Annotated in this window: 24 protein-coding genes; 9 read left to right on the top strand and 15 right to left on the bottom strand. The window is 74.1% G+C overall.

The features are described 5' to 3' along the window. The 12 genes from AB0C87_RS17590 to AB0C87_RS17535 form a co-directional block, all read right to left on the bottom strand. Window positions 1–3,675, bottom strand: a complete 3,675-nt coding sequence (locus tag AB0C87_RS17590; protein WP_360578455.1) for a CHAT domain-containing protein — start codon at window positions 3,673–3,675, stop codon at window positions 1–3. 71 nt (window positions 3,676–3,746) lie between these two features. Continuing rightward, window positions 3,747–4,094, bottom strand: coding sequence for a barstar family protein (locus AB0C87_RS17585; protein WP_360354810.1), 348 nt, complete (start codon window positions 4,092–4,094; stop codon window positions 3,747–3,749). 15 nt (window positions 4,095–4,109) lie between these two features. Next, the gene (locus AB0C87_RS17580) at window positions 4,110–4,520 is read right to left on the bottom strand and encodes a ribonuclease domain-containing protein (protein ID WP_360578453.1); all 411 of its coding nucleotides are present in this window, start codon (window positions 4,518–4,520) and stop codon (window positions 4,110–4,112) included. Window positions 4,521–4,736: 216 nt separating this feature from the next. Then, window positions 4,737–5,147, bottom strand: coding sequence for a VOC family protein (locus AB0C87_RS17575; RefSeq protein ID WP_345171972.1), 411 nt, complete (start codon window positions 5,145–5,147; stop codon window positions 4,737–4,739). Window positions 5,148–5,395: 248 nt separating this feature from the next. After that, entirely contained in the window at window positions 5,396–6,268 is an 873-nt protein-coding gene (locus tag AB0C87_RS17570) for an alpha/beta hydrolase (RefSeq protein ID WP_345171974.1), read from the bottom strand. Window positions 6,269–6,273: 5 nt separating this feature from the next. Further along, a complete protein-coding gene (locus AB0C87_RS17565) occupies window positions 6,274–6,720 on the bottom strand; it encodes a response regulator (RefSeq protein ID WP_345171976.1) in 447 nt (148 codons plus the stop codon). Beyond that, a complete protein-coding gene (locus AB0C87_RS17560; RefSeq protein WP_360578451.1) occupies window positions 6,717–8,483 on the bottom strand; it encodes a CHASE3 domain-containing protein in 1,767 nt (588 codons plus the stop codon). The genes AB0C87_RS17565 and AB0C87_RS17560 overlap by 4 nt, the downstream gene beginning before the upstream one ends. Then, the gene (locus AB0C87_RS17555; protein ID WP_345171982.1) at window positions 8,480–9,682 is read right to left on the bottom strand and encodes a SpoIIE family protein phosphatase; all 1,203 of its coding nucleotides are present in this window, start codon (window positions 9,680–9,682) and stop codon (window positions 8,480–8,482) included. Before AB0C87_RS17555 ends, AB0C87_RS17560 begins: the two co-directional genes overlap by 4 nt. 254 nt (window positions 9,683–9,936) lie before the next feature. Then, entirely contained in the window at window positions 9,937–10,380 is a 444-nt protein-coding gene (locus AB0C87_RS17550) for a winged helix-turn-helix domain-containing protein (protein ID WP_360578449.1), read from the bottom strand. Window positions 10,381–10,568: 188 nt separating this feature from the next. Beyond that, window positions 10,569–10,934 (bottom strand): STAS domain-containing protein, encoded by a 366-nt coding sequence (locus tag AB0C87_RS17545; RefSeq protein WP_345171986.1) that lies wholly within the window; start codon window positions 10,932–10,934, stop codon window positions 10,569–10,571. Between the two features lie 67 nt (window positions 10,935–11,001). Next, window positions 11,002–11,334: an STAS domain-containing protein gene (locus tag AB0C87_RS17540; protein WP_345171988.1), complete on the bottom strand. Its 333-nt coding sequence runs from the start codon at window positions 11,332–11,334 to the stop codon at window positions 11,002–11,004. After that, entirely contained in the window at window positions 11,331–15,509 is a 4,179-nt protein-coding gene (locus tag AB0C87_RS17535) for a SpoIIE family protein phosphatase (RefSeq protein WP_360578447.1), read from the bottom strand. Before AB0C87_RS17535 ends, AB0C87_RS17540 begins: the two co-directional genes overlap by 4 nt. A gap of 274 nt (window positions 15,510–15,783) precedes the next feature. Here AB0C87_RS17535 and AB0C87_RS17530 point away from each other — a divergent pair, with 274 nt between their 5' ends. Both AB0C87_RS17530 and AB0C87_RS17525 read left to right on the top strand, forming a co-directional pair. Beyond that, window positions 15,784–17,106: a GAF domain-containing SpoIIE family protein phosphatase gene (locus AB0C87_RS17530; RefSeq protein ID WP_360578445.1), complete on the top strand. Its 1,323-nt coding sequence runs from the start codon at window positions 15,784–15,786 to the stop codon at window positions 17,104–17,106. Next, window positions 17,103–17,462, top strand: a complete 360-nt coding sequence (locus AB0C87_RS17525) for an STAS domain-containing protein (protein WP_345171994.1) — start codon at window positions 17,103–17,105, stop codon at window positions 17,460–17,462. The genes AB0C87_RS17530 and AB0C87_RS17525 overlap by 4 nt, the downstream gene beginning before the upstream one ends. A 15-nt stretch (window positions 17,463–17,477) precedes the next feature. On the opposite strand, the gene AB0C87_RS17520 is transcribed toward AB0C87_RS17525, so the two are convergent. After that, window positions 17,478–18,137, bottom strand: a complete 660-nt coding sequence (locus AB0C87_RS17520; protein WP_360578443.1) for a response regulator transcription factor — start codon at window positions 18,135–18,137, stop codon at window positions 17,478–17,480. Beyond that, window positions 18,134–19,276, bottom strand: coding sequence for a histidine kinase (locus AB0C87_RS17515; protein WP_360578441.1), 1,143 nt, complete (start codon window positions 19,274–19,276; stop codon window positions 18,134–18,136). Before AB0C87_RS17515 ends, AB0C87_RS17520 begins: the two co-directional genes overlap by 4 nt. 163 nt (window positions 19,277–19,439) lie before the next feature. On the opposite strand from AB0C87_RS17515, the gene AB0C87_RS17510 reads away from it, so the two are divergent. Both AB0C87_RS17510 and AB0C87_RS17505 read left to right on the top strand, forming a co-directional pair. After that, window positions 19,440–20,891: an MFS transporter gene (locus tag AB0C87_RS17510; RefSeq protein ID WP_360578439.1), complete on the top strand. Its 1,452-nt coding sequence runs from the start codon at window positions 19,440–19,442 to the stop codon at window positions 20,889–20,891. A 14-nt stretch (window positions 20,892–20,905) separates the two neighbouring features. Then, window positions 20,906–21,337, top strand: a complete 432-nt coding sequence (locus AB0C87_RS17505; protein WP_360578437.1) for a cupin — start codon at window positions 20,906–20,908, stop codon at window positions 21,335–21,337. On the opposite strand, the gene AB0C87_RS17500 is transcribed toward AB0C87_RS17505, so the two are convergent. After that, a complete protein-coding gene (locus AB0C87_RS17500) occupies window positions 21,288–21,779 on the bottom strand; it encodes a flavin reductase (protein ID WP_353834434.1) in 492 nt (163 codons plus the stop codon). The genes AB0C87_RS17505 and AB0C87_RS17500 overlap by 50 nt on opposite strands. A gap of 50 nt (window positions 21,780–21,829) precedes the next feature. Between AB0C87_RS17500 and AB0C87_RS17495 the strand changes: the two genes are divergently transcribed. The 5 genes from AB0C87_RS17495 to AB0C87_RS17475 all read left to right on the top strand — a co-directional run bounded on the left by AB0C87_RS17495 (window position 21,830) and on the right by AB0C87_RS17475 (window position 26,444). Continuing rightward, complete coding sequence (locus AB0C87_RS17495; protein ID WP_345172003.1) at window positions 21,830–22,984, top strand: FAD-dependent oxidoreductase; 1,155 nt, start codon at window positions 21,830–21,832, stop codon at window positions 22,982–22,984. 48 nt (window positions 22,985–23,032) lie between these two features. After that, complete coding sequence (locus tag AB0C87_RS17490; RefSeq protein ID WP_360578435.1) at window positions 23,033–23,572, top strand: SMI1/KNR4 family protein; 540 nt, start codon at window positions 23,033–23,035, stop codon at window positions 23,570–23,572. Window positions 23,573–23,719: 147 nt separating this feature from the next. Further along, window positions 23,720–24,409: a DUF4389 domain-containing protein gene (locus AB0C87_RS17485; protein WP_360578433.1), complete on the top strand. Its 690-nt coding sequence runs from the start codon at window positions 23,720–23,722 to the stop codon at window positions 24,407–24,409. 90 nt (window positions 24,410–24,499) lie between these two features. Further along, complete coding sequence (locus tag AB0C87_RS17480) at window positions 24,500–25,540, top strand: zinc-dependent alcohol dehydrogenase family protein (RefSeq protein ID WP_360578431.1); 1,041 nt, start codon at window positions 24,500–24,502, stop codon at window positions 25,538–25,540. 70 nt (window positions 25,541–25,610) lie between these two features. Beyond that, on the top strand, window positions 25,611–26,444 hold the full coding sequence (locus tag AB0C87_RS17475) for a universal stress protein (protein WP_360353188.1): 834 nt from the start codon (window positions 25,611–25,613) through the stop codon (window positions 26,442–26,444). The last annotated feature ends 46 nt before the right edge of the window (window positions 26,445–26,490 follow it).

Here is a 26,490-nt window from a genome sequence, read left to right as displayed (position 1 = left end):
TCAGGCGCCGACGTGGACGTGCGACGCCCACACCGAGGGGTACTCCGGCCACAGGTCCCGCATCCGCCGGGTCGCGGCGTGGACCGCGCCGGCGACGTCGCCGCCGTCCGCGACGGCCGTGTAGACGAGGTCGGCGATGTCGACGGCGTGCCGGTCCCCGATCGGCCACAGGGTGCCGATCACATGCCGGTAGCCGGCGAGCTGGAACGCCGACGCCAGGTGGATCGCCTCGTCCGCGAGGCGCGCCCCCGGCCGGGCGGTCGAGCACGCCGACAGGAAGGCGAGTTCGGCGCCGTCCATGCGGAGCCCGGCGAGGTCCGTCACCGTCAGCGGCCGGGTCTGGTGGTCGGCCAGCAGCAGATGGCCGGACGACGGGTCGGCGAGGTCGCTGTGCCCGTGGCAGGCGAAATGCGCCCACCGGGCCTTGGGCAGAGCCGCGAGCACCGCCTCGTGGGTGGCGGCCGGCCCGGTGAGGACGTCGACCGGGCCCGGGAAGCGCCGGCCGACCAGCGCCGCCTCGGCCTCCGCGCCCGGCAGGTCGGACCGGCCGCCGGGGGTGCCGGGCATCGCGACGGCGACCGCCCGGTCACCGTCGGTCGGCGCCGTGTCCGCCGCGTCGCGCCGCGCGTGGGTCAGGGCCCGGAGGGTCGGGGTCGTCGAGCACACGACGCGGTCGACGACCGTCGCCGGGGTCTCGCCGGCCGCGGTGCCGTGGTAACCCGCCGCGTGCACCGGGAGGAACGACAGCAGCCCTGACAGGCACCACCACAGCCTCGGCCACGGCGCGCCGTCCTGGGGCGGCCCGCCGATGCCGAGGTGGTCGAGCACCGGACCGGCCACCGCGTCCCACAGCCATTCGAGCGTCCGCGACATCCGGTGCTGCCCGGCCGCCCACGCTCTGGCGCTCCCCGCGCCGATCTCCTCGACCGCGGCCAGGAACGCGCCGACCTCCGCCGTCACCGCGTCGGGGGTGAGCGCGGGCAGCGGCACGGCCGCGACGCCCGCGCCGGCGTCGAGGACCAGCGCGTGCGACCCGAAGTCCGACACGTTGACGATCACGACGTGGCCGCGGGCCGGTGCGAGGTCGCGGACGGCGGGCGGGCGCAGGAAGCGGTCGAGGCCGGGAAGTTCCCGGATCTCCGCGACGAGCCGGTCGAACGCCGCGGCCGCGGCGCGGCGCTCCACCGACGGCTGGGGCGCCGGGTCGGCGCCGCTGCCGGGGACTCCCACCGGGGGCGCGGAACGGTCGAGTTCCGCGCAGAGGGAGGTGAACCGCCCGGCCAGATCCGGGTCGCGCTCGGCCAGCTCGGAGAGGTCGGTGCGGGTATCGAGCGCCCGGCCGAGCAGCAGCCCGCGTCCCTGCTCGAACAGCGCGACTGCGTGCTCGACCTGCCCGGCGCGCACGCAGCAGGCGGCGGCGTCCGAACCGATCCCGCCCATGTCGCCGAGGAGGATCTCCTGGTCGCGGCGTTCGAGGCCGCGCGGGACCGTCCGTCCGATCAGGTCGACGACCGTCGTGTAGGCGGACACGGCGTCCTCCCAACGTCCGGCCTCGGCGGCGAGCCTGGCCCGGCGGGCGGCCGCGACCGCGCGGACGCGGGGCGGAGCGGCCTCGGCCGCCGCTCCCTCCCGGCATGCCGCGAGCGCCTCGTCGAGGTCCGGTCCGGCGCCCGCGCGGGCGAACCGGGCGCCGAGCGCCTGGCCCAGGTTGGCCAGGTAGCCGGCGCGGTCGGGATGGTCGGGGTCGATGGCGTTGACCGCGGCGCGGGCGGCGCCGATCGCCGCGTCCACGTCCGCGGCCTCGCCGGTGCGCTCGAACCGCCGGTGCAGGACGAGCGCGCGGTTCGACAGCACCGCGGCACGGCGCGGGTGGCCCTCGGGGACGGCCGCCGCGGCGGCCTGGACGGTCTCGACCGCCTCGTCGATGTCGGCCCGCTCCCCGCTGATCGAGAACCGGGCCTGCAGGGCCGTGCCGAGGTTGGACAGGCGCACGCCCCGGCTGGAGTGCCCCGCCGGGGTGGCGAGGACCGCCTTCCGGCAGGCGTCGACCGCCTCGTCGATGTCCTCGCGGCGCCGCAGGGAGTCGTACCGGATCTGCAGCGCGCCGCCCAGGTTCGCCAGCATCGTCCCGCGGTCGGGGCTCGCGTCCGGCGAGGCGGCCACCGCCATCCGGAGCGCGTCGACCGCCTGGTCCAGGTCCGTCTGGGCGCCGGTGCCGCGGAACCGGGACAGCGAGGCCGCCCCGAGGTTGCCGAGGTAGGCCGCCAGGTGCGGGTGGCCGGGCGGCGCGGCGGCGACCGCGGCGCGCCCAGCCTCGACCGCGGCGTCGATGTCGGCATCCTCTCCGGTGCGCTCGAACCGCACGCGGAGGATGTCGCACAGGTTCGACAGGCGCGAGGGCCGGTCGGGATCGTCCGGCGGGGTGGCGGCCGAGGCCCGCCGGGCGAGCGCGACCGCCTCGTCCAGTTCCCTCCGGCCGCCGGTGCGCCGGTGCAGCTCGCACAGCGCGTTGGCGAGGTTGGACCGCCGCCCGCACAGATCCGGATCGTCGGCGGGGGTGGCCGCCACCGCGGCACGCCCCGCCTCGACCGCTTCGGCCAGGTCGCGCTCGTCTCCGGTCTGGACGGACCGGATCCGCAGGACGTCACTGAGGTCGGACAGGTGGTCGGGACGTCCGGGGTCGTGCGGCTCGGCGACGGCCGCCGCCTCCCGATGGGCCTCGACCGCCTCGTCCAGGTCCGCCGGGTCCCCGGCGCGGTCGAACCGGGCCAGCAGCGCGTGGCCGAGCTGCGACAGCTGCCCGGCGTGCGCGGGGTGGTCGGGGGCGGTGGTGATCACCGCGTCCCGCGCCAGGTCGATCAGCTCGTCCAGCTCGGTGACCCGGCGGGCCAGCGCCTCCCTCGTCCGCAGGGCGAGATCGAGGTTGGAGGCCATGGCGGCGCGGTCGGGGTGGTCGGGCCAGCCGGTGACCGCGGCCTGCCCGGCCTCGATCGCGGCGTCGAGGTCCGCCTCGCCGCCGAGGTGCTCGAACCGGGTCAGCAGGGCGTTGCCGAGGTTGGACAGGGAGAGGGCGCGTTCGGGGTCGCCCGGCCCGGCGGCCTCCACCGCCGCCCGGCCGAAGGTGATCGACTCCTCCAGGTCGGACGGCGCGCCCGTCCGCTCGAAGCGGGTCAGCAGCGCGCTGCTGAGGTTGGTCCGGCAGCGGCCGTGCTCGGCGTGGCCCGGCCCGGTGGCGTCGGCCGCCAGCCGGAACAGCTCGACGGCGCGGTCCAGGAGGCCGGGGTCCTGCGAGGCGAGCGTGTCCCGGTAGAGCATCCGGCCGAGGCGGGCCAGCAGCCCGCCGCCGTCCGGGGCGTCCGGGGGATCGCGGTCGAACAGCTCGCCGATCAACGGAGGGACCGCGGCCGGAACCAGCCGGTGCACCGGATTGAGCAGGTCCAGGGCGACGGTGAGGTCCGGTTCGCCCTCGGTCGAGCCGCGGGCGGCGAAGCGCAGCCAGAACAGCCAGCCCGCCGCCTGGGCGACCTCGACGTCGTCCACCGGGTCCGGGACCGAGCAGATCAGGTCCACCGCGTCGGCGACGGCCCGGGGGGCCAGGACCAGGGTCGCATCACGCTCGGCGTTGAACCGGTCGACCCGATCCCGCACCTGTGCGAGCAGACGCGTTCGCACCACCGACGCTCCAACCATTCCGACAGCGGGGGAGAGCAGCAGTGAGGAACCATAGCCGTTCGGCGGCGGGGAGTTCAGGGGAGTGCGGCGGCCAGTCGGGTGCGCAGGACGGGCATGCGCTCCGGGGCGGCGGCGAGGGTCGTGGGAACCTCCCACTCGGCCAGGATCCTGAGGAGGATCGCGAGGTGCCGCGGGTCCTCGTCCGCCAGGAGTTCGTCGGCGCGGGCCACGGTGAGGGCGGGCCGGTCGAGGTCGCGCAGGCAGTCAAGGAACGCGTCCCAGTTGTGGCCGAAGTAGTCCGGGAAGGCCAGGGCCCGCGCCGCCTCCCGGAAGAAGGCGGCGCGGGTGCGGCACGCGTGCCCGTCGACGGCCGCGCGCACCGGATCGCTGGTCAGCGTCAGCCAGTGCGGCGGCGTGGTCATCGGACGGGTCCCTTCCTAGGAGAGCTTGTAGAAGTTGGAGTAGTGGTCCGGCGAGAAGTAGACGGTGCCGGTGCTGCTGTGGACGATCCGGTAGGCGTCGCGCGAGGCGCCCTTCGCCCGCGAGTAGACGTCGTACTCGTGGTAGGACACGCCGACCGGGAGCTGGCCGTCGTAGTTGTGGTAGACGCCGCCAGTGTAGTTGTACCGGCCGTCAGGCCAGGAGTACCAGCCCGAGCTGGACGGCCAGCCCTTGCCGGCCCACACCGAGGCGGCGTACCGGCCGTCGGAGCAGCGGGAGATCGTGCAGGAGCCGTAGACCGCGGCGCCTGCCGGGACGGTGGCGGTGACGCCCGTCGCGCATGTCGCGGCCGCCAGGGTGACGGCGGCTCGTTTCGTCCAGGACGGCCGGGAGCGCTGCCTGAGCACAGGTACCTCCTACGAACGAGTGCGTCCCGAAGGGGACGTTTCCCCCGGACCCGGACCGCGCCCGGATCGAGGGCGACCAGCCGTCATGATGACCTTGCGGAGGGGCGTAGTCGATACAAAGCCGCCAAGTTTCTATGAACAGGATCTGACGCCACGACTGGGACTTAGTGCCATTGACCGGACGGCGCGCCAGGCCGAGGCCGCGGTTCGCCGGGGTCAGCGCCGCTCCTGGATGCGGATCAGGTTCCCCGCGGGATCGCGGAACGCGCAGTCGCGCACCCCGTACGGCTGCTCGATCGGCTCCTGGACGACCTCGGCCCCCGCGGCCTGCACCCTGTCGAAGGTGTCGTCGAGGTCGGGGGAGGCGAGCAGGATCCAGCCGTAGGTCCCCTTGGCCATCATCTCGGCGATGGTGCGGCGCTCGTCGTCGGTGATGCCGGGATCGGTGGTCGGCGGCGCGAGCAGGATCGAGGTGTCGGGCTGCTTGGGCGGCCCCACCGTGATCCAGCGCATCCTGCCGCCGCCGACGTCGTTGCGGACCTCGAAGCCGAGCGCGTCGCGGTAGAAGGCCAGCGAGGCGTCCGGGTCGTCGTGCGGGAGGAAGCTCGTGTGAATGGTGATGTCCATACCGGTCACGCTAGCCGCGGCTTCTTCACCCGCGCTTCTCGATTCCTGACCGGTCTCGCCCAAGGGCCGCAAGGGCATCGCAATGCGCCGGCGGCGGAGATCCCGGGTCGGAGGGCGATCGCCCTGATCTTTGCGCTAGGCAATAATCCGTCGGCACCCGGACCACCCGGACCACCCGGACCACCCGATCTCGCCGGGCTCACGCGGCATGCCGGGCGTCTCCCTGGCGGCGGGGTCTCCGTCCGGCCCTAGCGGGCGTGGCGGTCGAGGAAGGCGCCGATCGCGCCGGCCACGGGCCCGGGGGCCTCCTCGGCCATGTGGTGGCCGGAGTCGATGGGACCGCCGCGGACGTCGTCGGCCCACGCCCGCCAGATCCGCACCGGATCGCCGTAGATCTCCTCCAGGTCGTCGCGGGCCGACCACAGCACCAGCACCGGGCACTGGACGCGGCGACCGGCACGGCGGTCGTCCTCGTCGTGCCTCCGGTCGATGCCCAGTCCGGCCCGGTACTCCTCCAGCATGCCGTGCACGGTCGCCGGGTCGTGGATCGCCTCGCGGAAGTCGGCCCACGCCTCGGGGGCCATGTGCTCGCCGGTCGCGGTGTACCAGGCGTCGGGGTCGGCGCTGATGATCCGCTCCGCCGGTTTGTCCGTCTGCCCGAAGAACCACCAGTGCCACCACCGGGCCGCGAAACGGGCGTCGCAGCGCTCCAGGTGCTCGACCACCGGCAGCCCGTCCATGGGGATCAGCGCGGTGACGGCGGCGGGATGGTCCATCGCCGTCCGGAACGCCACGAGGGCCCCGCGGTCATGCCCCGCGACGGCGAACGACCCGTGGCCGAGGGCCCGCATGAGGGCGACCATGTCCCCGGCCATCGCGCGCTTGGAGTACGGCGCGTGGTCGGCGTCGGTCGGCGGCTTGGACGACTTCCCGTATCCCCGCAGGTCCGGGCACACCACAGTGAACCGGTCCGCGAGGAGCGGCGCGACCTTGTGCCAGGTGGCGTGCGTCCGGGGATGGCCGTGCAGCAGCAGGAGGGCCGGTCCCGTCCCACCGTGCCGCACTCGCAGGGTGGCGTCGCCGACGTCTACCCGGTCCAGGGTGAAGCCGTCGAAGTACACGGGGGTCAGTGGCGGGTGGGGAGGCGGACGACCGTGACGAAGAAGTCGTCGATCTGCCGTATGGCCTTGATGAACTGGTCGAAGTCGACGGGCTTGGTGACGTAGGCGTTGGCGTGCAGCTTGTAGCTGCGCAGGATGTCCTCCTCCGCCGACGACGTGGTCAGCACCACCACCGGGATGGAGGCCAGCTCCGGGTCGGACTTGATCTCTTCGAGGACCTCGCGGCCGTCGCGCTTGGGCAGGTTCAGGTCGAGGAGGACCAGGTCGGGACGGGGCGCGTCGGCGTGCTCCCCCCGCTTGTAGAGGAAGTCCAGGGCCTCCGCGCCGTCGCGGACGACCTGCAGGGTGTTGCCGACCTTGTTGTGCTCGAAGGCCTCACGGGTCATCAGCTCGTCGCCGGGGTCGTCTTCGACCAGCAGGACGGTGATGGGTTGGACGGCGGTGCTGGTCACGAACTGGCTCCTTGGAGGTCGGTGGTCGGGGAGGGAACGTCGGCGTCGGGCGTGCCGTCCGCGGACGCGCCGGCGCCGTCCGCGGTCCGGCCGTCGGGGGCGTCGTCGGAGGCCTCCGCGCCGGAGGGCGCGGCGGGCGGGTCGTCGGCCGCGAGGGTGAAGTGGAACCGGGAGCCCTCCTCGCGGTCGGGGTCGAGCCAGATCCGGCCGCCGTGGTATTCGACGATCTTCTTGCACAGCGCCAGGCCGATGCCGGTGCCGGCGTAGGCGTCGCGGCTGTGCAGCCGCTGGAAGATGACGAAGATCTTGTCGGCGTACTCGGCGGGGATGCCGATCCCGTTGTCGGTGACGGTCAGGTGCCAGTGCCCGTCCTCCCGCTCGCAGGTGACGCGGACGACCGCCTCGCGGTCGGGGGAGCGGAACTTGACCGCGTTGCCGATCAGGTTCTGCCACAGCATCACCATGAGCGTGGGGTCCGCGGTGAGCTCCGGGAGGTCGTCGGGCCTCTCGACGCGGGCGCCGGACTCCGTGAGGGGGCCGTCGAGGTTGGCCAGCGCCTCGTCGAGCGGCTCGCCCAGCGAGAGCGTCCGCTGGTGCTGGTGCAGGCGGCCGACCCGGGAGAAGGTCAGCAGGTCGTTGATCAGCACCTGCATGCGCTTGGCGCCGTCCACCGCGAAGGCGATGTACTGGCGGCCGCGGTCGTCGAGCTGGTCGGAGCAGCGGCGCTCCAGCATCTGGCAGAACGAGGCGACCTTGCGCAGCGGCTCCTGCAGGTCGTGGCTGGCGACGTAGGCGAACTGCTCCAGCTCGGCGTTGGAGCGGCGTAGTTCCACGGTCTGCGCGTCCAGCTCCGCGGTGCGGCTCTGGAGCAGGCGCTCGCGTTCGGTGGACTGTTCCAGAGCCATCGTGATCCGGCCGCGCATCGCCTCCACGGCGAGGGCCACGTCGCGGACGTCGGCGGGGCCGTGCGCGCCGATGACATGGGTGAAGTCTCCGTCGGCGACCCGGCGTGAGGCGGAGCGGAGCATGCGCAGCGGCCGGTCCACGGCGTGGTGCAGCAGGATGGCCAGCAGCGCCGCGGTCGCCAGCAGTGCGATGAACAGGGTGGTCAGCGTCCAGTCCCGCATCGTGCGGGTGTGGCGCAGGTCCGCGCGGCTCTCGGCGCGGACCTGGCTCAGGTGGCGGTTCTGGACCGCCCAGGTGGCACGGACCTGGTCGAAGGCGGGCTTGCCCCGGGCCGCGGTGGCGGCCGCCTCGCCGCCGGAGCCCTGCTCGCGGACCTGGTCGATGACGACGGCGCCGTAGTCGCGGCGCCACGCGTCGATCGCCCGCCCGGTCGCGTCGAGGTCGGCGCGCAGCGCGGGCTCGTCGGCCAGCAGCCGGCGCAGCCGCGCGGAGGACTGCTGCTCGGTGGCCAGCCCGTCGGTGTAGGGCTGCAGGAACTGCCGGTCCCCCGCCAGGGCGTAGCCCCGCACGCCGGTCTCCTGGTTGAGCATGGCCATCTGCATCCGGCTCGCCTCGACCTGCGCCGGCGCGATCCTGTCCACCAGCCGGTCCGAGGCCCGCGCGGTCTCCTCCAGCAGGCTGTGGACCACCGCGGCGCCGGTGACGGTGAGCGCGACGATCAGCAGCGCGGCCAGCATGAACCAGGCGCGGACGGTCAGTCCCCGCCGCGGCGGGGGGCCGCTCGCCGGCGGCGGTGCGGCGAGATCGGCGGATTCGGCCGTCTCGGCGTCCCGCACCGTCAGGGGCGGTGTGCTCATGTGGGGGTCCATCCAAGGTGAATGACGGCGACGTCGTCGGCCAGCCCGCCGTGCTGGAGCGAGGCCGCCTCGACGTCGGTGATGAGTGTGTCGACGAAGTCGCCGGGGGAGAGCGCGCGGTGGCCTTGGGCGAGCCGGAGCAGGCCGGTCAGGTCGAGGCGGCGGCCCTCGTCGTCGATCTGGCCCTCGAACAGCCCGTCGGTGAACAGGACGAGCGAGGCGCCCGGCGGCAGGGGGATCTCGTGCTCGCGCCAGCCGGCCAGTCCGGGCACCATGCCCACGCCCAGCCCGCCCGGCGGCTCGACCAGCCGCACCTCGCCGTTGCCGTGCATCAGGAACCCGGGGTGCCCGGCGCGGACCACCCGCGCCACGGAGCGGTCGGGGAACAGGGTCGCCGTGATGAGGGTGACGAACATCTCGGAGCCGCCGTCCTCCCCGGCCAGCAGCTCCTCCAGGAGTTCGACCACCCGCGCTCCGCGCGTTCCGGCCAGCACGAACGACCGCCACGCCACCCGCAGGCTGACGCCCAGGGCCGCCGAGGCGGGACCGTGCCCCGCCACGTCCCCGATCACCGCGTGCACCAGGCCGTCGCTGGTCTCCACCACGTCGTAGAAGTCCCCGCCCAGCAGGGAGTGGGCCCGCCCGGGGCGGTACCGCGAGACGACCCGCAGGCGCGGATTGGACACCCTCGGCCGCGGCAGCAACCCGCGCTCCAGCCGGGCGTTCTCCTGGGCGCGCATCTGCTGGACCTGGAGCGCCGCGACCGCCTGCTGGACCTGGCGCCGCTGCACCGCGTACCGGATCGCCCGCCCGAGCCGATCCGCCTCCAGCTGGTCCTTGGAGAGGTAGTCCTGCGCGCCGGCGGCCATCGCGGAGGTGCCCGCCTGAGACTCGGCGAGCCCGGTCAGCACCACCACCGCGGCGCCCGGCGCCCACTCCAGCACCTGCCGGAGCACCGCCAGGCCCTGCGACTCGCCCAGGTGCAGGTCGAGCAGCACGCAGTCGGGCATGGGGTTCGCCGACAACGGGCCCCGCGCCTCGGGAAGCGAACGCACCCACTGCAGCGACGCCCGCAGCCCGGTGTCGGCGAGGGTGTCCTCCACCAGCAGCGCGTCGGCCGAGTCGTCCTCCACCAGCAGGACCCGCAGCGGCCCGAGCTCCGGCTCCCCGTCGGCGGCGCCGGTGATCGCGATCGGCATGCGCGGTCCGGGCGGCGCGGAAGGGCGCGCCCCGAGGCCGGCCGCCTCAAGACCCTGCGACATCAGTCCGTCCACCGCCCTTCCCCCCTCCGACCCGCCGGTGCCGCGCCGATAGTAGTTGCCTTATGGCAAATATGCATCCGCGGCGCACCGCCGCGCGACGCATCCGCGTCGTCCGTGACCTGCCCGACCGCGACCGTAACGCACCGGTGCCCGTGACCCGTCCGGACGGGTCCCCTCCCGTGGCGCACCTTCTACCGGCTTCGCGCCTGAGCGGGAACGCCGGCCTCGCCGCGCGGACCACCGCCCGCGCCGGGCGCTGTGTCACTGCCCGCGCCGGGCGCTGTGTCACCGCCCGCGCCGGGCCCTGTGTCACCGCCCTTGCCGGGGGCCGTGTCATCGCCCGCGAACAGCTCGATGAGGACCTGGACGTCGTGGTCGGCTTCGGCGGGGTGCCGGAAGGGGCGGTCGGCGTTGACGGTGTAGCGGTTGCGGCGCCCGATCCGGGTGCGGGTGAGGTACCCCGCCTCCTCCAGATCCGTGATGATCAGCTGGGCCGCGCGCTCGGTGATGCCGATGTCCTGGGCGACGTCGCGGACCCGGAGGCCGGGGTCGCGCGCGATGGCGATCAGAACCCGCGCGTGGTTGGTCAGGAACGTCCACGGCTTGTCGTCGCGCCGCCTCGGCGTCCTCTCCATCCGCCCGCCTCCCCTTCCCGCGTCCGCCTTCCCCGCCGCGGGCGCGCGGTGTGCGCCGGTCGGCGGGATCCGCCGCCGGGGAGGGGGAGGCCGTGCTCAGAGCGTCATCATACGAGGAATCTTTGCGGAATAATATTTCCTGTAACGGAAGTGATGCGTAGACGTTCCCGGCGCCCGCGCCGCAGGGCTCACCCGCTGCGCCCCGCACCCGGCGGCAGCGACTCGGCCAGCGCTGCGTCCAGGGTCGGGTGGATGGTCAGGCGCTCGTCGACGTGCGTGATCTGCAGGACGCGCCGGACCGCGTCCTGCAGCGGTCCGGCCAGTACGGCGCTGCCGCCGCGTCCCTCGGCCGCCAGGTAGAACCGCATCAGCAGGCTGAGGCCCACCGAGTCCAGGTACCGCAGCCCGCTCAGGTCGAGCACCAGGTGCTCGCCGTGCTCGCTGCGCAGGCCGCGCATCCGCTGCTCGGCCTGCTGCGCGGTGTCCAGTGCCAGATCCCCGGTCATCGTGATCACTGTCCAGCCGTTCCGCGCGTGGCCGGTCACCTCGGCCATGGCGTTGCCTCCACGTCGTTCCGCTTTCTCTGGGTCGGGGCCCTGCGCCGTCGGCGCGCCGGGCACGTCAGGGGTGGTCGGTACCGGGCGCTGCGGCGTCGGGCGGGGCGAGGCGGACGGTGGCCAGCTCCGGGAGGCCGGAGAGGGTCAGCACCGGTTCCAGCAGAACCGGAGCGATCAGTTCGAGATGGTCGGCATGGGCGAACAGGACGCTCAGCCCCGCGCTATCAAGGTACTCGACCGCGGTGAGGTCGAGGACGAGTTCGCCCCCGTCCTCGCGGGCGGTGTCCAGCGCCGTGGCGAGGGCCCCGCTGTTGCTCATGTCGATCTCGCCGACGGCCGTCACGAGCGCCCTCCCGTCCGGGCGCCGGGCGGACCTGAGGGTCAGGGGTGTGCTCATGAGCCAATCCAGGTGTGCATGTGGACGGTGGTGCCGTCCGGGCCGGGCGTGATCGTGAGCTTGCTCATCAGCGCCCGCATCAGGGCGGTGCCGCGGCCGCGGTTGAGGTCGGCGTCGGGCCCTCCGGGCGGCTTCCACCGGCCGGTGTCGGCGATGGTCAGGTGCAGCTGGTCGACGAAGGCCTCGGCCCGCAGCCGGACGGTGTGCACTCCGGCGGCGGGCCGGCCGTGCTCGACGGCGTTCGCGCACGCCTCGCCGGCGGCGACCAGCACGCCCTGGGCGGTGCGGCGGGGGAGCTGGCACTGGGCCAGCCAGCCGCGCAGCGCCTCCCGCAGCGGGGCGAGCTGCGCCGACTCGGCGGGGAAGCTCACGTCCAGCGGCGCGGGGTGCCGGTACAGCATCAGCGCGACGTCGTCGTCGTAGCCGCCCGGCGGGGCCAGGCTCGTCATGATGTGGGTGGCGAGCTCGTCCACCCCCCGCTCGCCGCCCTCCTGGACGGCGTGCCCGACCCGCTCGATGCCCTCGTTCAGGGAGCGGCGGCGTCGTTCGACGAGGCCGTCGGTGTACAGCAGCACGGTGGCCCGGGCGGGGATGGTGGTCGCGGCGTCCGGCCGGGGCCGCGGGGAGCCGACGGCGATCGGGACGGACCTGCCGCCTTCGAGCAGCTGGGTGGTGCCGTCGGCCCGGGCGAGGATGGCGGGCGGATGCCCGGCGCTCGAATAGGTGAGGTCGCCGGTCGCGGGGTCGAGGACGCCGCAGAACACGGTGGAGCAGCGGGCCCCCGGGACGCCGGCGGCGAAGCGGTCCAGGGCCGTGAGCGTCCCCGCGGGGCCCGCGTCCTGGAGCAGGAGGGCCCGGCAGGCGCTGCGCAGCTGGCCCATGACGGTGGCGGCCTCCAGCCCGCGGCCGACGCAGTCGCCCACGATGATCCCGATGCGGCCGTCGGGAAGGGCGAAGATGTCGTACCAGTCGCCCCCGACCTCCAGCGGCCGCGCCGCCGGCTCGTACCGGACGGCGAACCCGTCGGGCAGCTCGGACGGCCCGAGGATGGCGCGCTGCAGGGCCAGGGCGGTGTCGCGCTGCTGGTCGATCAGGTTGGCGCGGGAGAGCCCCTGGGAGAGGCGTCCGGCGAGCAGGGACAGCAGCAGCCGGTCCTGGTCGGTGAACGGGCGCCGCTCGGTCAGGTCGATCCAGAGGACGAGGGTGCCCCGGGGGTGTTCGAGCGTGATCGCGGTGGGGTGCTCGGCGACGGGGGTGAGAGGCGGGTGCTCGCGCAGCGCGGCCAGCTCCCCGCGGCGCTCCTCGGACAGGTCCTGCCAGCTCTGCCCCGGCTCGGTCGAGGTCAGCTCCGGCGGTCCGCCGCCGAAGACGGCCGCCATCACCCGCTCGGCGTGCCAGAGGTCCCGCAGCTCCTCCAGCGCGCCGACCAGGGTGTCGCGCAGGCTCACGGCCTCGGTGAGGCGCATGCTGAGGGCCGCGAGGGCGCTCTCGCGCTGGATGGCGTAGTGGTCGGCGGTGACGTCCCGGAAGGTGCCGACGATGACCCGCCGGCCGGATTCGGGGTCGCGGACGTGGTTGAAGGCGACGCTGACCCAGACGCGATGGCCGTCACGGTGCCTGACGGGGACGTCGAAGGTGCCGCGCTCCCGCACGAGCATGCTCTCGAAGGCCTGGGCGACCTGCCGGTGCGCTTCGAAGTCGGTCTTCTCGTCCGGCCACCAGGGAGGCTTCGGGGGATAGGGCAGCCCGGCGGCCTCGTAGCCGAGGATGTCGGTGAAGGCGGTGTTGAACTCGACGACGCCGCCGTCCTCCGCGCAGACGAAGAACGCCTCCTGGAGGGAGTCGACCAGCGCGGTGCGCCACCGAGCGTGGTGACCGCGCAGCCGGGCCAGCTCCACGTTCGCCCGCACGCGGGCCAGGAGCTCGGCGGCGGCGAAAGGCTTGAGAAGGTAGTCGTCGGCGCCCGCCCGAAGGCCCTCGATCGATGCCTCCTGGCCGGCGCGGGCCGACAGCAGCAGCACCGGCAGGGCGGCGGTGCGCTGGTCGCCGCGCAGGGCGGCGACCAGCTCCAGCCCGTCCACGTACGGCATCATGACGTCGCTGACCACCATGTCGATCCCGCCCTCGCGGACCGCCCGCAGGGCCGCCCGGCCGTCGGCGACGGTCTCCACCTCGTAGCCGGCGCCGCGCAGGAGCCGGGTGAGGTACTCGCGCATGTCGGCGTTGTCGTCGGCGACCAGCACCCGCGCCGGGACCTCGGGCGCGGGCACCGGGACCGGCTCGGGCGGCGTCGGGTCGGTCGAGTTCGGGTCCCCGCCGGAATGCTCGGCGGGCAGCCAGCGCAGCGCCTCCTGCACGTAGGGGTCGGCGGTGACCGACGCCGCCGTGGAGGAGCGCGGCGGGGCGACCGCGCCGGGAGGCAGGTGGTCGCTCCCGAACGGCAGCCGGACGGTGAAGCGCGTGCCCTCGCCCTCGGTGCTCGCGGCGTCGATGGTCCCGCCGTGCAGGCCGACGAGCTCCTTGACCAGGGCCAGGCCGATGCCGCTGCCCTCGTTGGACCGTGCGCGGGTGTTCGCGACGCGGTGGAACCGCTCGAACAGCCGCGGCACCTCGTCCTCGGCGACCCCGACCCCGGTGTCGGCCACCGTCACCAGCGCCCGGCCGTCCTCGACGCCGACCCGGACGTGGATCGCCCCGTCGAAGGTGAACTTCAGCGCGTTGCTCAGCAGGTTCAGGATCACCTTCTCCCACATGTCGCGGTCGACGTAGACCGGCTCGGGGAGCGGCTCGCACTCGACGGTGTAGGCCAGGCCCGCCCTGTCCACGGCGGAGCGGAAGACGCTGGCCAGCTCGGCGGTGACCTCGGGAAGGTCGACCGGCTCGTACCGCGCCTGCATCCGGCCGGCCTCGATGCGGGAGAAGTCCAGCAGCGAGTTGACGAGCCTGCCGAGGCGCAGCCCGTTGCGGTGGATGACGTCCAGCTCGCGGTGCACCTGCTCGCCGGCGCCCTCCAGGCTCGCGCGCAGTTCCTGCACCGGGCCCATGATCAGGGTCAGCGGGGTGCGGAACTCGTGGCTGATGTTGGAGAAGAACGTCGTCTTGGCCCGGTCGAGCTCGGCGAGTTCCTCGGCGCGCCGCCGCTGCGCCTGGTAGCCGCGGGCGCTGCCGATGCCCGCCGCGACGTGCCCGGCCGCCAGTTCCACGAAACCGCGGTAGGCGTCGTCCAGCTGGCGGTAGGGGTTGAGCCCGGCCACCAGGAAACCGTACGGCGCGCTGCCCTGCCGCGGCAGCGGCACCACCAGGGCCTGGTCGGGTGGCTGGGGCCAGTCCCCCGAGGGCAGGACCCCGAACCGAGGATCATCGAGCTGCATCAGCACCGATTCTCCCCGCGTGAGCACCGCCGCGGGCCAGATTCCGCCGGGTTCGTCCGCCGACATCGCGGCGGGGACGGCCGGATGGTCGCGGGCGACGCCGGTCGCCCCGGCGAGCCGTGCCGTCCCGCCGTCCTCGAACAGGTAGGTCAGCGTGAAGGGAAGGTCCTTCCGGTTGCGGTCGAGCTGCCGGTCGACGAAGGCCAGCGTCTCCTCCTCGGTCCGGATCACGCTGGGGTCGGAGCCGAGCTCGCGCAGCGTCGTCATCCGCCGATCGCCGATGACCCGCTCGGTCTCCTCGCTGACCACGCACAGCATGCCCACCACGTCGCCCGCGTCGTCGCGCAGCGGGCTGTAGGAGAAGGTGTGGTAGGTCTCCTCGGGGTAGCCCGATCGTTCGAGGAACAGCAGCAGGGCCTCGTCCCACGTGGCGTTCCCCGTGCCGAGCACCGTGTCGATCCTCGGTCCGATGTCGGGCCAGATCTCGGTCCACACCTCGCGGGCCGGCCGGCCCAGCGCCCACGGGTACTTGCGTCCGAGCGTGTCGCGCCGGTAGGCGGCGTTGCAGAAGAAGGTCAGCCGCGGCCCCCAGGCCATCCACATCGAGAAGCGGGACGACAGCAGGATGTCGACCGCTGTCCGCAGGCTCTGCGGCCAGCCGTCCGGAGGGCCGAGCGGCGTCGCCGTCCAGTCCACCGCGGCGAGATCGGGGCCGATCTCCCTGTCGGCGGAGAAGACGCCGGCCCCCGCCCGCGGCTCGCGTCCGGCCTCCTCAGAACGCTCGGCGTCCTCCGAAAGCGCCACCGCACCCCTCTTCCATTAAGGCGATCACCTACCGCATCCGGCGGACGCCCGCCGCGCCCGCTCCCCGCATGGCCCTGCCTTTACCCCGGATGACCCGGAGGCAACAACCGTTTCGCCAGAACCTGGACGTCCGTCGTGCCGCGCCTTTCCGCGGCGCGCCGCCGCCGTCGCGGCCGCGCGTCCAGGTCATTACTTACGTGATAAGCAGTACAAACAGGGTAAAGCCCTTTTTCTGGCGGGACTGCCGCCACGGTCCCGACCAGAGGAGGTGACGGTGACGGAGCACGCCCGCCACCTCGAACCCGCGCCCGCCCCCACCGCCGCCGAACGGGAGCGGCTCGCGGCCGTCCGCCGCTACCGGATCCTCGACACCCCGCCCGACGGCACGTTCGACACCATCGCCTCCCTCGCCGCACGCAGCTGCGGCGCGCCGATCGCCACCGTGGCCATCGTGGACAGCGACCGTATCTGGTTCAAGGCGGCCCACGGCCTGCACGGCGTCTCGCAGATCGACCGCGACCCCGGGCTGTGCGCCTCCGCCATCCTGCACGGCGGCCCGTATGTCGTCAGGGACGCGCTCACCGACCCGAGGACGGCCGCCAACCCGCTCGTCCACGGCGAGATGGGCGTGCGGTTCTACGCGGCGGCCCCCATCACCACCGCGGACGGACACCGCCTCGGCACCGTCAACGTGCTGGACACCCGTCCCCGCGACGCGTCCGAGGACCAGCTGGCCATCCTGACGGACCTGGCGGCCCTGGTCGCCCAGGAGCTGGAACTGCGGCTGTCGTCGATCTGCACCATCACGGCCGAGCGCACCATGCGCACCGGAGCCGAGCGCCTGGTGCGCACCCTGCAGCGCACCCTGCTGCCGCCCGCCCTGCCGAAGGTGCCCGGCCTCGACGCCGCCGCCGCGTACCACCCGGTCTCCCAGGACGAGGTCGGCGGCGACTTCTACGACCTGTTCCCCCTGGACGACGGCCGCTGGGCGTTCTTCCTCGGCGACGTGTGCGGCAAGGGCGCCGAGGCCGCCGCCCTGACCTCCCTCACCCGCTACACGCTGCGCGCCGCCGCCATCTACGAGCCCGACCCCTGCGCCGCGCTCGGCAACCTCGACTCCGTCCTCAAGGGGGAGTACCAGAGCGACCCCCGCTTCTGCACGGCCCTGTTCGGGGTCCTGGACCCCGAACCGGACGGCTCGTTCGCCGTGACGCTGGCCGGGGGCGGCCATCCGCCCGCCCTGGCGGTCCGCGCGGACGGCACGGTCGAGGCCGTCGACACCCCGGGCGGGCAGCTCATCGGGATACTGCCCGAACCGCGCTTCGCGCAGGCCGACGTGCGCCTCGCCCCGGGCGACGCCCTCCTGCTGTACACCGACGGCCTCACCGAGGCACGAACCCCGGACGGGGCGATGCTCGGCGACGAGGGTCTCACCGCGCATCTGACCAGCACGCCCTTCGACGGAGCGGATAATCTGCTGGCGAACATCCATAAACTGCTCACGGAACTGGGCGCGGGAGTCAGCGACGACACGGCGCTGCTGGCCCTCTCCGTGCCCCGCCGTGCCGAACCGTCCGGACAGGAGCCTCTTCGGTGACCGACCACACCTTCACCGTCAACCTCCCGTCCGAGGAGGCCGAGGTCCCGGTCCTGCGCGTCGCGGGAGACCTCGACTACCACACCGCCCCCCGCCTGCGGGAGGCGCTGGAAGCCCTGCCGCTGGCCCCCGGCGGCGGCGCCGTGCTCGACGTGACGGAGCTGAACTACTGCGACTCCACCGGCATCACCGTGCTCATCGCCGGCTACCGCCGGGCGCAGGCGGCCCGGAGCAGGATCGTGCTCGCGGGGCTGAACCCCGACCTCACCCGGGTCTTCGAGATCACCGGGCTCGACCAGGTCTTCGCCTTCCACCCCACCGCCGAGGAGGCCGTCACGTCCCTGCGCGGGGCCTGAGGCCGCCCGGCGGGCTCAGGCGCGCCGCGGGGTGACGAGGCCCGACTCGTAGGCGAACACGACGAGCTGGGCGCGGTCCCTGACGCGCAGCTTGGCCAGCACCCTGCTGACGTGCGTCTTCGCGGTGGCCGGACTGATCACCATGTGGGCGGCGATCTCGTCGTTGGACAGGCCCCGGGCCACCAGGACGGCGACTTCGCGCTCCCTCCTGGTGAGCATGCCGAGCCCCTCGGGGGCGGGCTCCGGGCGGCGCGCGACGTACTCGCCGATGAGACGGCGGGTGATCGCGGGCGACAGCAGCGCGTCGCCGCGGGCCGCGACCCGGACGCCCTGCACCAGGTCCTCGGGCTCGGTGTCCTTGACCATGAAACCGCAGGCCCCGGCGCGCAGCGCGTTGAAGACGTACTCGTCGAGGCCGTAGTTGGTGAGGATCACGACATGGACGCCGCTCAGCCGGGGGTCGGCGACGATCAGCCGGGTCGCCTCGATGCCGTCCATCACCGGCATCTGGATGTCGACGAGGGCGACGTCGGGCCGGTGCTCGGCGGCGAGCGCGACGCCCCGCTCGCCGTCGGCGGCCTCGGCCACCACCTCGATGTCGTCCTCGTTCTCCAGCAGGGCCCGGAAGCCGCCGCGGATGAGCGCCTGGTCGTCCACGAGCAGCACGCGGATCACGAGGGATCTCCCAGGGGAAGCTCGGCGCGCACGGTGAAGCCGCCCTCGGGGCGGGGCCCGGCCCGCAGCCGCCCGCCGAGCGCCGCGACGCGCTCGCGCATGCCGAGCAGGCCCGTGCCGGGCACGGGCGGCGCGTCCGGGTCGGCCTCGCCGTCGTCGTCGACCTGCACGACCAGTTCCCCGGTCGCGTAGTCGACGCGCACCGCGGCGGCGGCGCCGCCCGCGTGCCTGGAGACGTTCGTGAGCGCCTCCTGGACGATCCGGTAGGCCGCCCGGTCCACTTCGGCGGGCAGGTCGCGCCGCGTGCCGGAGATCGTCACCGTGGCCGGCAGCCCGATGGAGCGGGCCCGCTCCACCAGGTCGTCGAGCCGGTCGAGGCCGCTGGCGAGGGACTCGCCGTCGGAGCGGTCGGCGTCGCGCAGCACCTCCAGCGTGGCGCGCAGCTCGCGCATGGCGTCGCCGCTGGCCTCCTGGATGGCCAGCAGCGCGGGCGGCACGTCCTCGCCGCGCCTGCGCGCCAGGTGGACGGCCACCCCCGCCTGGACCTTGATGATCGAGATGCTGTGCGTGAGGGAGTCGTGCAGCTCCCTGGCGATGCGCAGGCGCTCCTCGCCGGCGCGGCGCCGGGCGGCCTCCTCGCGGGTGCGCTCGGCCTCGGCGGCCCGCCGCTCGGCCTCCTCCAGGTAGGCCTGCCGGTGCCGGGTCACCGTCGCGGTCACCCCGGCCGCCGCGAACCACCCGACCAGCAGCGAGAGGCTCTGGAGATCGCGCAGGGACCCGTCGGCGCTGGGCAGCCGCACCATCAGGCCGAGGCCGAGGAAGGCCGTGCCCACCAGCGCCGTCGCGACCCGGTGGCCCGCCCGGAAAGCGGCGAACACCGCCACGATGACGGGAAAGGCGGCCGCCGGGCCCGGCCGGACGTGGGCGGCGAGCGCGAGCATGCAGACCGCGCTGACGACGAGTGCCGCCAGGGGCGCCCGCCGCCAGGCGACGAGCGCGAGCGAGCCCGCCAGGGCCGCGGCCAGGTCGAGCGCCCCCGCGTGCGGGGTGATGGCCACGACGACCGACAGGAAGAGGGCCATCGCCACGGCGAGCAGGCCGTCCTGGACGAGCGGCCGCCACCCGTTCATGGAGCTCATCCGTGCAGATTAAGACCGTTTCCATCCAGATTCCTCGGCGGAACGGCGGAGAAATCACTACATCTCGCGGTGTAGTAGCACTGAACGTACGCTCCGGGCGTCAGTGGAAAGGCCATCTCCCGCTCGATGTGCGCTGACCTGCTCGAACACCACGATGTCAGGCATGCACACGATCGAAGACAGAAGCGGGATCCGCCCCGGGCTCACGCTCGCCGCGGTGGCCGTCGTGCAGTTCATGGTGTCGCTGGACCTGTCGGTGGTGAACGTCGGGCTCCCGCGGATCGCCGCCGGCCTCGGGTTCGGCGCGGTCGGGGTGACCTGGGTCATCCACGCCTACGCCCTCTCCTTCGGCGGGCTGCTCCTGCTCGGGGGCAAGGCCGCCGACCGGTACGGCCGCAAACCCGTCCTCCTGCTCGGGCTCGTCCTGTTCGGCCTGGCGTCCCTCGCCGGCGGCCTGGCCCAGGCGCCGGGCCATCTCGTGGCCGCCCGCGCCGCCCAGGGCGTCGGCGCGGCGGCGCTGGCGCCGGCCGCGCTGGCGCTGCTGACCGCGACGTTCCCCTCGGGCCGGGAGCGGGTCCGGGCCTTCGGGATCTGGAGCGCGACGAACGCCGCCGGGGGCGCGCTCGGCGTCCTGATCGGCGGCGTGCTCACCGAGTACGCCGGCTGGCGGTGGGTGATGCTGGTGAACGTGCCGATGACCGCCGGCGCGCTGGCGCTGGCCTGGCGCGGGGTCGCCGCCGGTCCGCCCCCGGACCGCAGGGGCCGTCCGGACGTCCTCGGCGCCGTCCTGGCCACCGCGGGGATGAGCCTGCTGGTGTTCGGGATCGTGCGCACGGACCGGCACGGGTGGACCTCGCCCGTCACCCTGACGACCTTGGCCGTCGCCGCCGCGCTGCTGGCCGCGTTCCTCCGCCAGGAGAGGACCACCGCACGCGACCCGCTGATCAGGCTGGGGCTGTTCTCCAACCGCTCGGTGGCCGGGGCCAACGCCTTCAACCTCCTGGTGGGCGCCGCGATGGCCTCGTCCTTCTACTTCATGTCGCTCTACCTGCAGCGGGTGCTCGGGCACGGAGCGGCGCTCACCGGGACCATGTTCCTGCCGTTCGCGCTGGCAGTGGCCGCGGGGTCGGTCCTGGCCGTCAAGCTCGGCTACCGGTCGGCCCCACGGACCCTGCTGGTCGCCGGCGGGCTGCTGACGGCGGCGGGGTTCGCCTGGTTCGGCATGATCAGTGCGGACGGCGCCTTCGCCGCCGACGTGCTGGGGCCCTCGATCGTCGCCGGGGTGGGCTTCGGGCTCTGCCTGGCGCCGCTCGTGTCCGTCGCCACCGGGGGCGTCGCGGCCCGGGAGACCGGCACCGCCTCGGCGCTGCTCAACAGCTCGCGCCAGATCGGCGCCTCCCTCGGCCTGGCCGCCCTCGGCACCGCCGCGCAGCACCGCACCGGCGGCGCCTCCACGCCCGCGGCCCTCAACGACGGGTACGCGCTCGGCCTCGCCCTCGGCGCCGCACTCCTGATGGCCGCCGCCCTCATCGCCCTCACCGTGCTGCGCCGCACCGCCCCGCCCGCAATGGCCGAGCGGCTCGACGACCGCGACCTGCTGACCGTCCAGGACTGAAAGGACGTCCCGTCATGACCGTTACTCCGATCGACCTCTCCACCTGCTTCCTCCACCTCGACCGCGGCGGCGGGATCTCGACCGCGCCGCGCGCCTGGAGCCCCGAGCGGGACGGGTGGCGGGTGACGGTCTTCCACGCGAAGACCAACGCCGACGTCCACGCCGACCGGTGGGAGGTCCACCCCGAGGCCGAGGAGGTCGTGTCCTGCCTCATCGGGAAGATCCGCCTCTGCCTCCGCCTGGAGGAGCCGGGTCCGCGGGAGGAGGTGATCAGGCTGACGGCCGGGAGCGCCGCCATCGTCCCGCGCGGCCGCTGGCACCGCATTGAGCTGGACACGCCGAGCAGCATCATGGCCGTCACCCTGCCGCGCGGCAGCCGGAGGGAGGAGCGGACCGTCAGCCCGCCTCGTGGCCCGGATCCAGGTCGGGCAGGGCCTGGAAGGTGAGCGGGTCGGCCTCGGCCTCGATCGTCACGTCGATCGGGGCCAGGAGGAACCCGGCGTGGTCCCCGAGCTCGGTGCGCTCCACGATCCGGCCGACCATGCGGCGGGGGACGCCGGTGAGCAGGGGCACGCCCTCGGGGCCCGGCCGCCAGGAGCAGCGGGCGAACTTGTCGATCTCGTCGCCGGTCCGCTCTCCGAACAGGGCCGCCAGTTCCCGCTGGTCCTCACCGCGTCCGAGGACGTGCACGGCCAGCACCGACGCCCTCTCGGCCGCGCGGTAGGTCCGGTTGCGGCGGGACAGGCACACCAGGAACCTGAACGGCTCGATGCTGGTCTGCGTCGTGAACCCGACCAGGCAGCCCGCCCGCGTCCCCGCGCCGGGATCGGCGGCCGTCACCACGAACATCGGGTAGTCGAATCCGGCGACGAACCTATCGCTGTCCACCGCGCCAGCCTACGGTGATGATCCGGTCCACGGCGGAAGGAAGCATCACGATGGGCACGTACGTCGTCGTCGGGGCTGGCCTCGTCGGTGCCGCGAGCGCCTGGCAGCTGGCCCGGCGAGGGCATGAGGTGACGGTGCTGGAGGGCCGCACGCCGGCCAATGCCGAGGGCAGCTCGCACGGGTCCGCGCGGATCCTCCGGTACGGCTACGCCGACCCGTTCTACGCCCAGATGGTCGTCGACGCACGGCGCGAATGGCAGGAGCTGGAGCGTTCGTCCGGGGAGCGGCTCGTCACCCGCACGGGTTCCCTGGACGCCGGGGCGGGCCGTGACCCGGCGGCGCTCGCCGCGGTGCTCGCGAGGGTCGGCGTCGAGCACGAGCTGCTGACCGCCGCCGAGGCGGCCGCGCGCTGGCCGCAGTTCCGCTTCGGCGGCGGCGAGGTGCTGTGGCACCCGGACGCCGGGGTGGTCGACGCGGAGGCCGCGGTGGCGGCCATGCTGCGGCTGGCGGAGGCCGAGGGCGCCCGGGTCGAGACCGGCCGCCCGGTGGCGGCCGTCGAGCGGGTGGGCACCCGGCACCGGGTGGTGGGCGTGGACGGGCGGGCGGAGGAGGCCGAGAAGGTCGTCGTCGCCGTGGGCGGCTGGCTGCCCGACCTGCTCGGCGGCCTCGGGTTGCCGGACTCGCTCCTGGCGGCGTTCCCGCCGCTCCAGGTGATGCAGGAGAACGCCTACCACTTCCCCTACCGGGACGATCCGGGGGAGCCGTGGCCGACGTTCATCCACAAGGAGTCGGACACGCTGGTCTACGGCCTGCCCGGCGGCCGCGACGCCGCCCTCCCGGACGGCCGGAGCGGCCAGAAGGTGGCCGAGTTCAACGGCGGACGGCCGATCCGGAGCGCGGCCGCCCAGACCGGTGCGGTCGACCCGGCCAACCGCGAGCGGATCGTCGCCTACGTCCGGCAGGCTCTGCCCGGGGTCGTCCCCGAGCCCTACGCGGAGACGACCTGCCTGTTCACCAACACCCCCACCGAGGACTTCGTGGTCGACGGCGCCGGCGGGATCACGGTCGCCTCGCCGTGCTCCGGGCACGGCGCCAAGTTCGCGCCGCTGCTCGGCCGGATCATCGCCGAAGCGGCGTCGGACGAGCGCCCGGCCCCCGACCGGTTCCGGGTGGGCGCCGGCCGCGCGGCCCCGCCCGCGCGCTGATCCGCGGCTTCCGCCCCGGCACGCGCGAAGATCGCTTAGCCTGCCGGGGTGACGAACACGCCTGGGGAACTCGCGCTGCCCGCCGCTCTCGCCGAGGTGGCCGCGATCGGCTTCGAATGGGAATGGGACGACGAGACCGACGAGGCGAGCGGCTGCGACTTCGAGATGTACGACGGCTTCGAGGACCCGGCGAAGACGGCGTGGTGGTTCCGCCTCTGGACCGGCAACCCGGAGGCGGACGGCGGCGTGTTCCGCTTCTTCGGCTCGACCGGGGCGGGCGACTACGCCGGTTTCTGGCTGGTGCGGCCCGGCGTGCCGGTCACCGGCCAGCCCGTGGTCTACATCGGTTCCGAGGGCGACCGCGGCGTGATCGCGCGCGATCTCGGCGACCTGCTGTGGCTGTTCGCCGCCGGCCTCGGGCCCGGGGAGGCGTTCGAGGACCCCGAGTCCCCCGAGGAGCCGAACGACGCCTTCCGCGCGATCGCCGAGCGCCACGCCCCCGGCCGCCGTTCGCCCGCCGAGGTCGTGGCCGCCGCGCGGGCGGAGTTCCCGCACTTCCCGGACCTCATCGCCTCGATGTGCCGCTGAGCCCGTAGGCGCCGGGCGCCCCCGGACCTTGGTCCCTGAGGGGTGCGGACGTTCCTCCCTACGCCGCCGCGGCGCGGAAGCCGACCGTGGTCCTAGGACATGCCCGGTGGCACCGGGTCGCCGGACGCTCGGCTGAGGGAGGACGAGATGGACGGCCGGGACATGCCGGTCCACGTGGGGGGACGGCTGGAGGAGCCGCTGTCGCGGTGGCTGTGGCTGGTGAAGTGGCTGCTGCTGATCCCGCACTACATCGTGCTGTTCTTCCTGGGGATCGCGTTCACCGTGCTCACCGTGGTCGCGTTCTTCGCGATCCTGATCACCGGCCGCTACCCGCGGTCGATCTTCGAGTTCGACGTCGGGGTGCTGCGCTGGGCGTGGCGGGTGGCGTTCTACGGGTACGGCGCCCTGGGCACCGACCGGTACCCGCCGTTCACGCTCGGCGACGTCCCGGACTACCCGGCCCGGCTGCGCATCGACTACCCCGGGCCTCTGTCGCGGGGGCTGGTGCTGGTGAAGTGGTGGCTGCTGGCGATCCCGCACTACCTGGTGGTCTCGCTGTTCACCGGCGGCGGCATGGGCGGGGAGAACTGGAACTCGCCGGGCGTGGTCGGCCTGCTGGTGCTCGTCGCCGCGGTCGCGCTGCTGTTCACCGGGAGCTACCTGCGGAGCGTCTTCCCGTTCGTGATGGGGATGGACCGGTGGGTCCTGCGGGTGGCCGGCTACGCCTTCCTGATGACCGACCGCTACCCGCCGTTCCGGCTGGACATGGGCGAGACCGAGCCCGGTGACGCGCCGGGCCTCGCGACGCCCGCGGCGCCGGACGCGCCGGGACGTTAGGCCCCCGCCACGGGACGTTAGGCCCTGCCGCCGGCAGCGCCCCGAGATCGACTCTGGTAGCGAACCTGAGGACGATGAGGGAGGCTCGCCATGCGGGCGCTGGTGTACCACGGGCCCGGCCGGAAGTCCTGGGAGGACGTGCCCAAGCCCGAGATCGTCGCGGACGGCGACGCGGTGGTGCGGGTGGACGCGGTGACCATCTGCGGCACGGACCTGCACATCCTCAAGGGAGACGTCCCGGCGGTGACCGACGGGCGGATCCTCGGGCACGAGGCGGTCGGCACGGTCGAGGCCGTCGGTCCCGGCGTGCGAACGGTCAAGCCGGGCGACCAGGTGCTGGTGTCGTGCATCACCGCGTGCGGCACGTGCCGGTTCTGCCGCGAGGCCCGCTACGGGCAGTGCCTGGGCGGGGGCGGCTGGATCCTCGGGCACAGGATCGACGGGACGCAGGCCGAGTACGTCCGGGTGCCGTTCGCCGACACCTCGGTGCACCCGCTGCCGCCGGGCGTGCCCGCCCAGGACGTGCTGATGCTGGCCGACATCCTGCCGACCGGCTACGAGGTCGGCGTGCTCAACGGCGCCGTCCGCCCCGGCGACGTCGTGGCGGTGGTGGGCGCCGGGCCGATCGGGCTCGCGGCGATCATGGGGGCGCGGCTGTTCAGCCCGAGCCACGTCGTCGCGATCGACCTGGCCGACAGCCGGCTGGAGGCGGCCAAGCAGTTCGGCGCCGACGCCACGGTGAACAACTCCCGGCAGGACGCCCTGGCGGCGGTCCGCGAGATGACCGGCGGCCTCGGCGCCGACGTGGCCATCGAGGCCGTCGGCGTCCCCGAGGCATTCGAGCTCACCGTCGCGCTGGCCCGCCCCGGCGGGCACGTCGCCAACATCGGCGTGCACGGCGCTCCGGCCGCGCTGCACCTCGAAGAGCAGTGGATCCGGGACATCACCATCACCACCGGACTGGTGGACACCTTCTCCACGCCCACCCTGCTCCGGCTCGTCGCCGGCCGCCAGCTGGACGCCGGACGGTTCGTCACCCACCACTTCGCGCTGGACGAGTTCCCGAAGGCCTACGACGTCTTCTCCGACCCCGCTCACACCGGCGCCCTCAAGGTCGTCCTGACCCGCTGAACCCCGTGCGGCCGTCCGCGACCGCCGCGCCGTGCGGGCGAGCGGCGAGACGACCCGGAAAGGAGAGGCCATGCGGACCCAGATCATCGTGGGCGTCGACGGCTCCGCCCACGCCTGGCGGGCCCTCGACTGGGCCGCCGACTACGCCGTCCGGCACCGCCGGCCGCTGGAGCTGGTGCACGCGTCCCGCGCGCTGGTGGACGACGGGGTGATCCCCAGGGACGCGCTGAGCCGGCTGGTCGCCGAGCGGGAGGACCTGCTCGCCGAGGCGCGCCAGTACGCGCTGAAGGTGCATCCCGACCTCGACGTCGCGACGCGGCTGGAACGGACGGACCCGGGCGGCGCGCTGGTGGAGGGCAGCGAGCACGCGGCGCTCGTGGCCGTCGGATCGCGCGGTCTGGGCGGGTTCGAGGGCCTGCTGTTCGGGTCGGTCGGGCTGTACACCGCCGCGCACGCCCGGTGCCCCGTCCTCGTGGTGCCGCATGAGACGCCCTACCCCGCCGAGGCCCCGGCGCGGGTCGTGGTCGGGGTCGAGGACCGCCCCGGCGAGAGCGCCATGGCCGGCTGGGCCTTCGAGGAGGCCGCCTCGCGCGGCGCCGCGATCCTGGCGCTGCACGCCGTGGGCGGCGAGTTCGGGTCCCCCCGGAGGCGCGTGATGGAGGACCTGGAGCTGTCGGAGGCCCTGGCCGGGCTGCGCGAGCACCATCCGGACGTCCGGGTCGAGCAGTTCGTCTCGGACCGCGCGGCGGCCCAGGCCCTTGTCGAGGCTTCGCGGTCGGCCGCCCTGGTGGTGGTCGGAGCCGCCCGCCGGACGGGCCGGATCGGCATGGCGCTGGGCCGGGTCAACCACGCGGTCCTGCACCACGCGCACTGCCCCGTGGTCGTGGTGCCCATCGACCGGTGACCGGCGCCGCCCGGCGGGACGTCCGCCGGGGAGAAGCGAGGAGGAG

The sequence above is a fragment of the Actinomadura sp. NPDC048021 genome, from assembly GCF_040653135.1.
Taxonomy (GTDB): domain Bacteria; phylum Actinomycetota; class Actinomycetes; order Streptosporangiales; family Streptosporangiaceae; genus Spirillospora; species Spirillospora verrucosospora.
Note: the sequence above shows the minus strand (reverse complement) of the source record. Positions and strands in the feature narration are given on the sequence as shown.

What these genes read in the sequence shown, in the direction of transcription:
- AB0C87_RS17505 (WP_360578437.1), top strand. Translation starts at nt 20,906, where the DNA reads ATGACCGTTACTCCGATCGACCTCTCCACCTGCTTCCTCCACCTCGAC.
- AB0C87_RS17495 (WP_345172003.1), top strand. Translation starts at nt 21,830, where the DNA reads ATGGGCACGTACGTCGTCGTCGGGGCTGGCCTCGTCGGTGCCGCGAGC.
- AB0C87_RS17560 (WP_360578451.1), bottom strand. Translation starts at nt 8,483, where the DNA reads ATGAGCACACCGCCCCTGACGGTGCGGGACGCCGAGACGGCCGAATCC.
- AB0C87_RS17480 (WP_360578431.1), top strand. Translation starts at nt 24,500, where the DNA reads ATGCGGGCGCTGGTGTACCACGGGCCCGGCCGGAAGTCCTGGGAGGAC.
- AB0C87_RS17510 (WP_360578439.1), top strand. Translation starts at nt 19,440, where the DNA reads ATGCACACGATCGAAGACAGAAGCGGGATCCGCCCCGGGCTCACGCTC.
- AB0C87_RS17550 (WP_360578449.1), bottom strand. Translation starts at nt 10,380, where the DNA reads ATGGAGAGGACGCCGAGGCGGCGCGACGACAAGCCGTGGACGTTCCTG.
- AB0C87_RS17575 (WP_345171972.1), bottom strand. Translation starts at nt 5,147, where the DNA reads ATGGACATCACCATTCACACGAGCTTCCTCCCGCACGACGACCCGGAC.
- AB0C87_RS17545 (WP_345171986.1), bottom strand. Translation starts at nt 10,934, where the DNA reads ATGGCCGAGGTGACCGGCCACGCGCGGAACGGCTGGACAGTGATCACG.
- AB0C87_RS17475 (WP_360353188.1), top strand. Translation starts at nt 25,611, where the DNA reads ATGCGGACCCAGATCATCGTGGGCGTCGACGGCTCCGCCCACGCCTGG.
- AB0C87_RS17585 (WP_360354810.1), bottom strand. Translation starts at nt 4,094, where the DNA reads ATGACCACGCCGCCGCACTGGCTGACGCTGACCAGCGATCCGGTGCGC.
- AB0C87_RS17485 (WP_360578433.1), top strand. Translation starts at nt 23,720, where the DNA reads ATGGACGGCCGGGACATGCCGGTCCACGTGGGGGGACGGCTGGAGGAG.
- AB0C87_RS17555 (WP_345171982.1), bottom strand. Translation starts at nt 9,682, where the DNA reads ATGCCGATCGCGATCACCGGCGCCGCCGACGGGGAGCCGGAGCTCGGG.
- AB0C87_RS17515 (WP_360578441.1), bottom strand. Translation starts at nt 19,276, where the DNA reads ATGAGCTCCATGAACGGGTGGCGGCCGCTCGTCCAGGACGGCCTGCTC.
- AB0C87_RS17540 (WP_345171988.1), bottom strand. Translation starts at nt 11,334, where the DNA reads ATGAGCACACCCCTGACCCTCAGGTCCGCCCGGCGCCCGGACGGGAGG.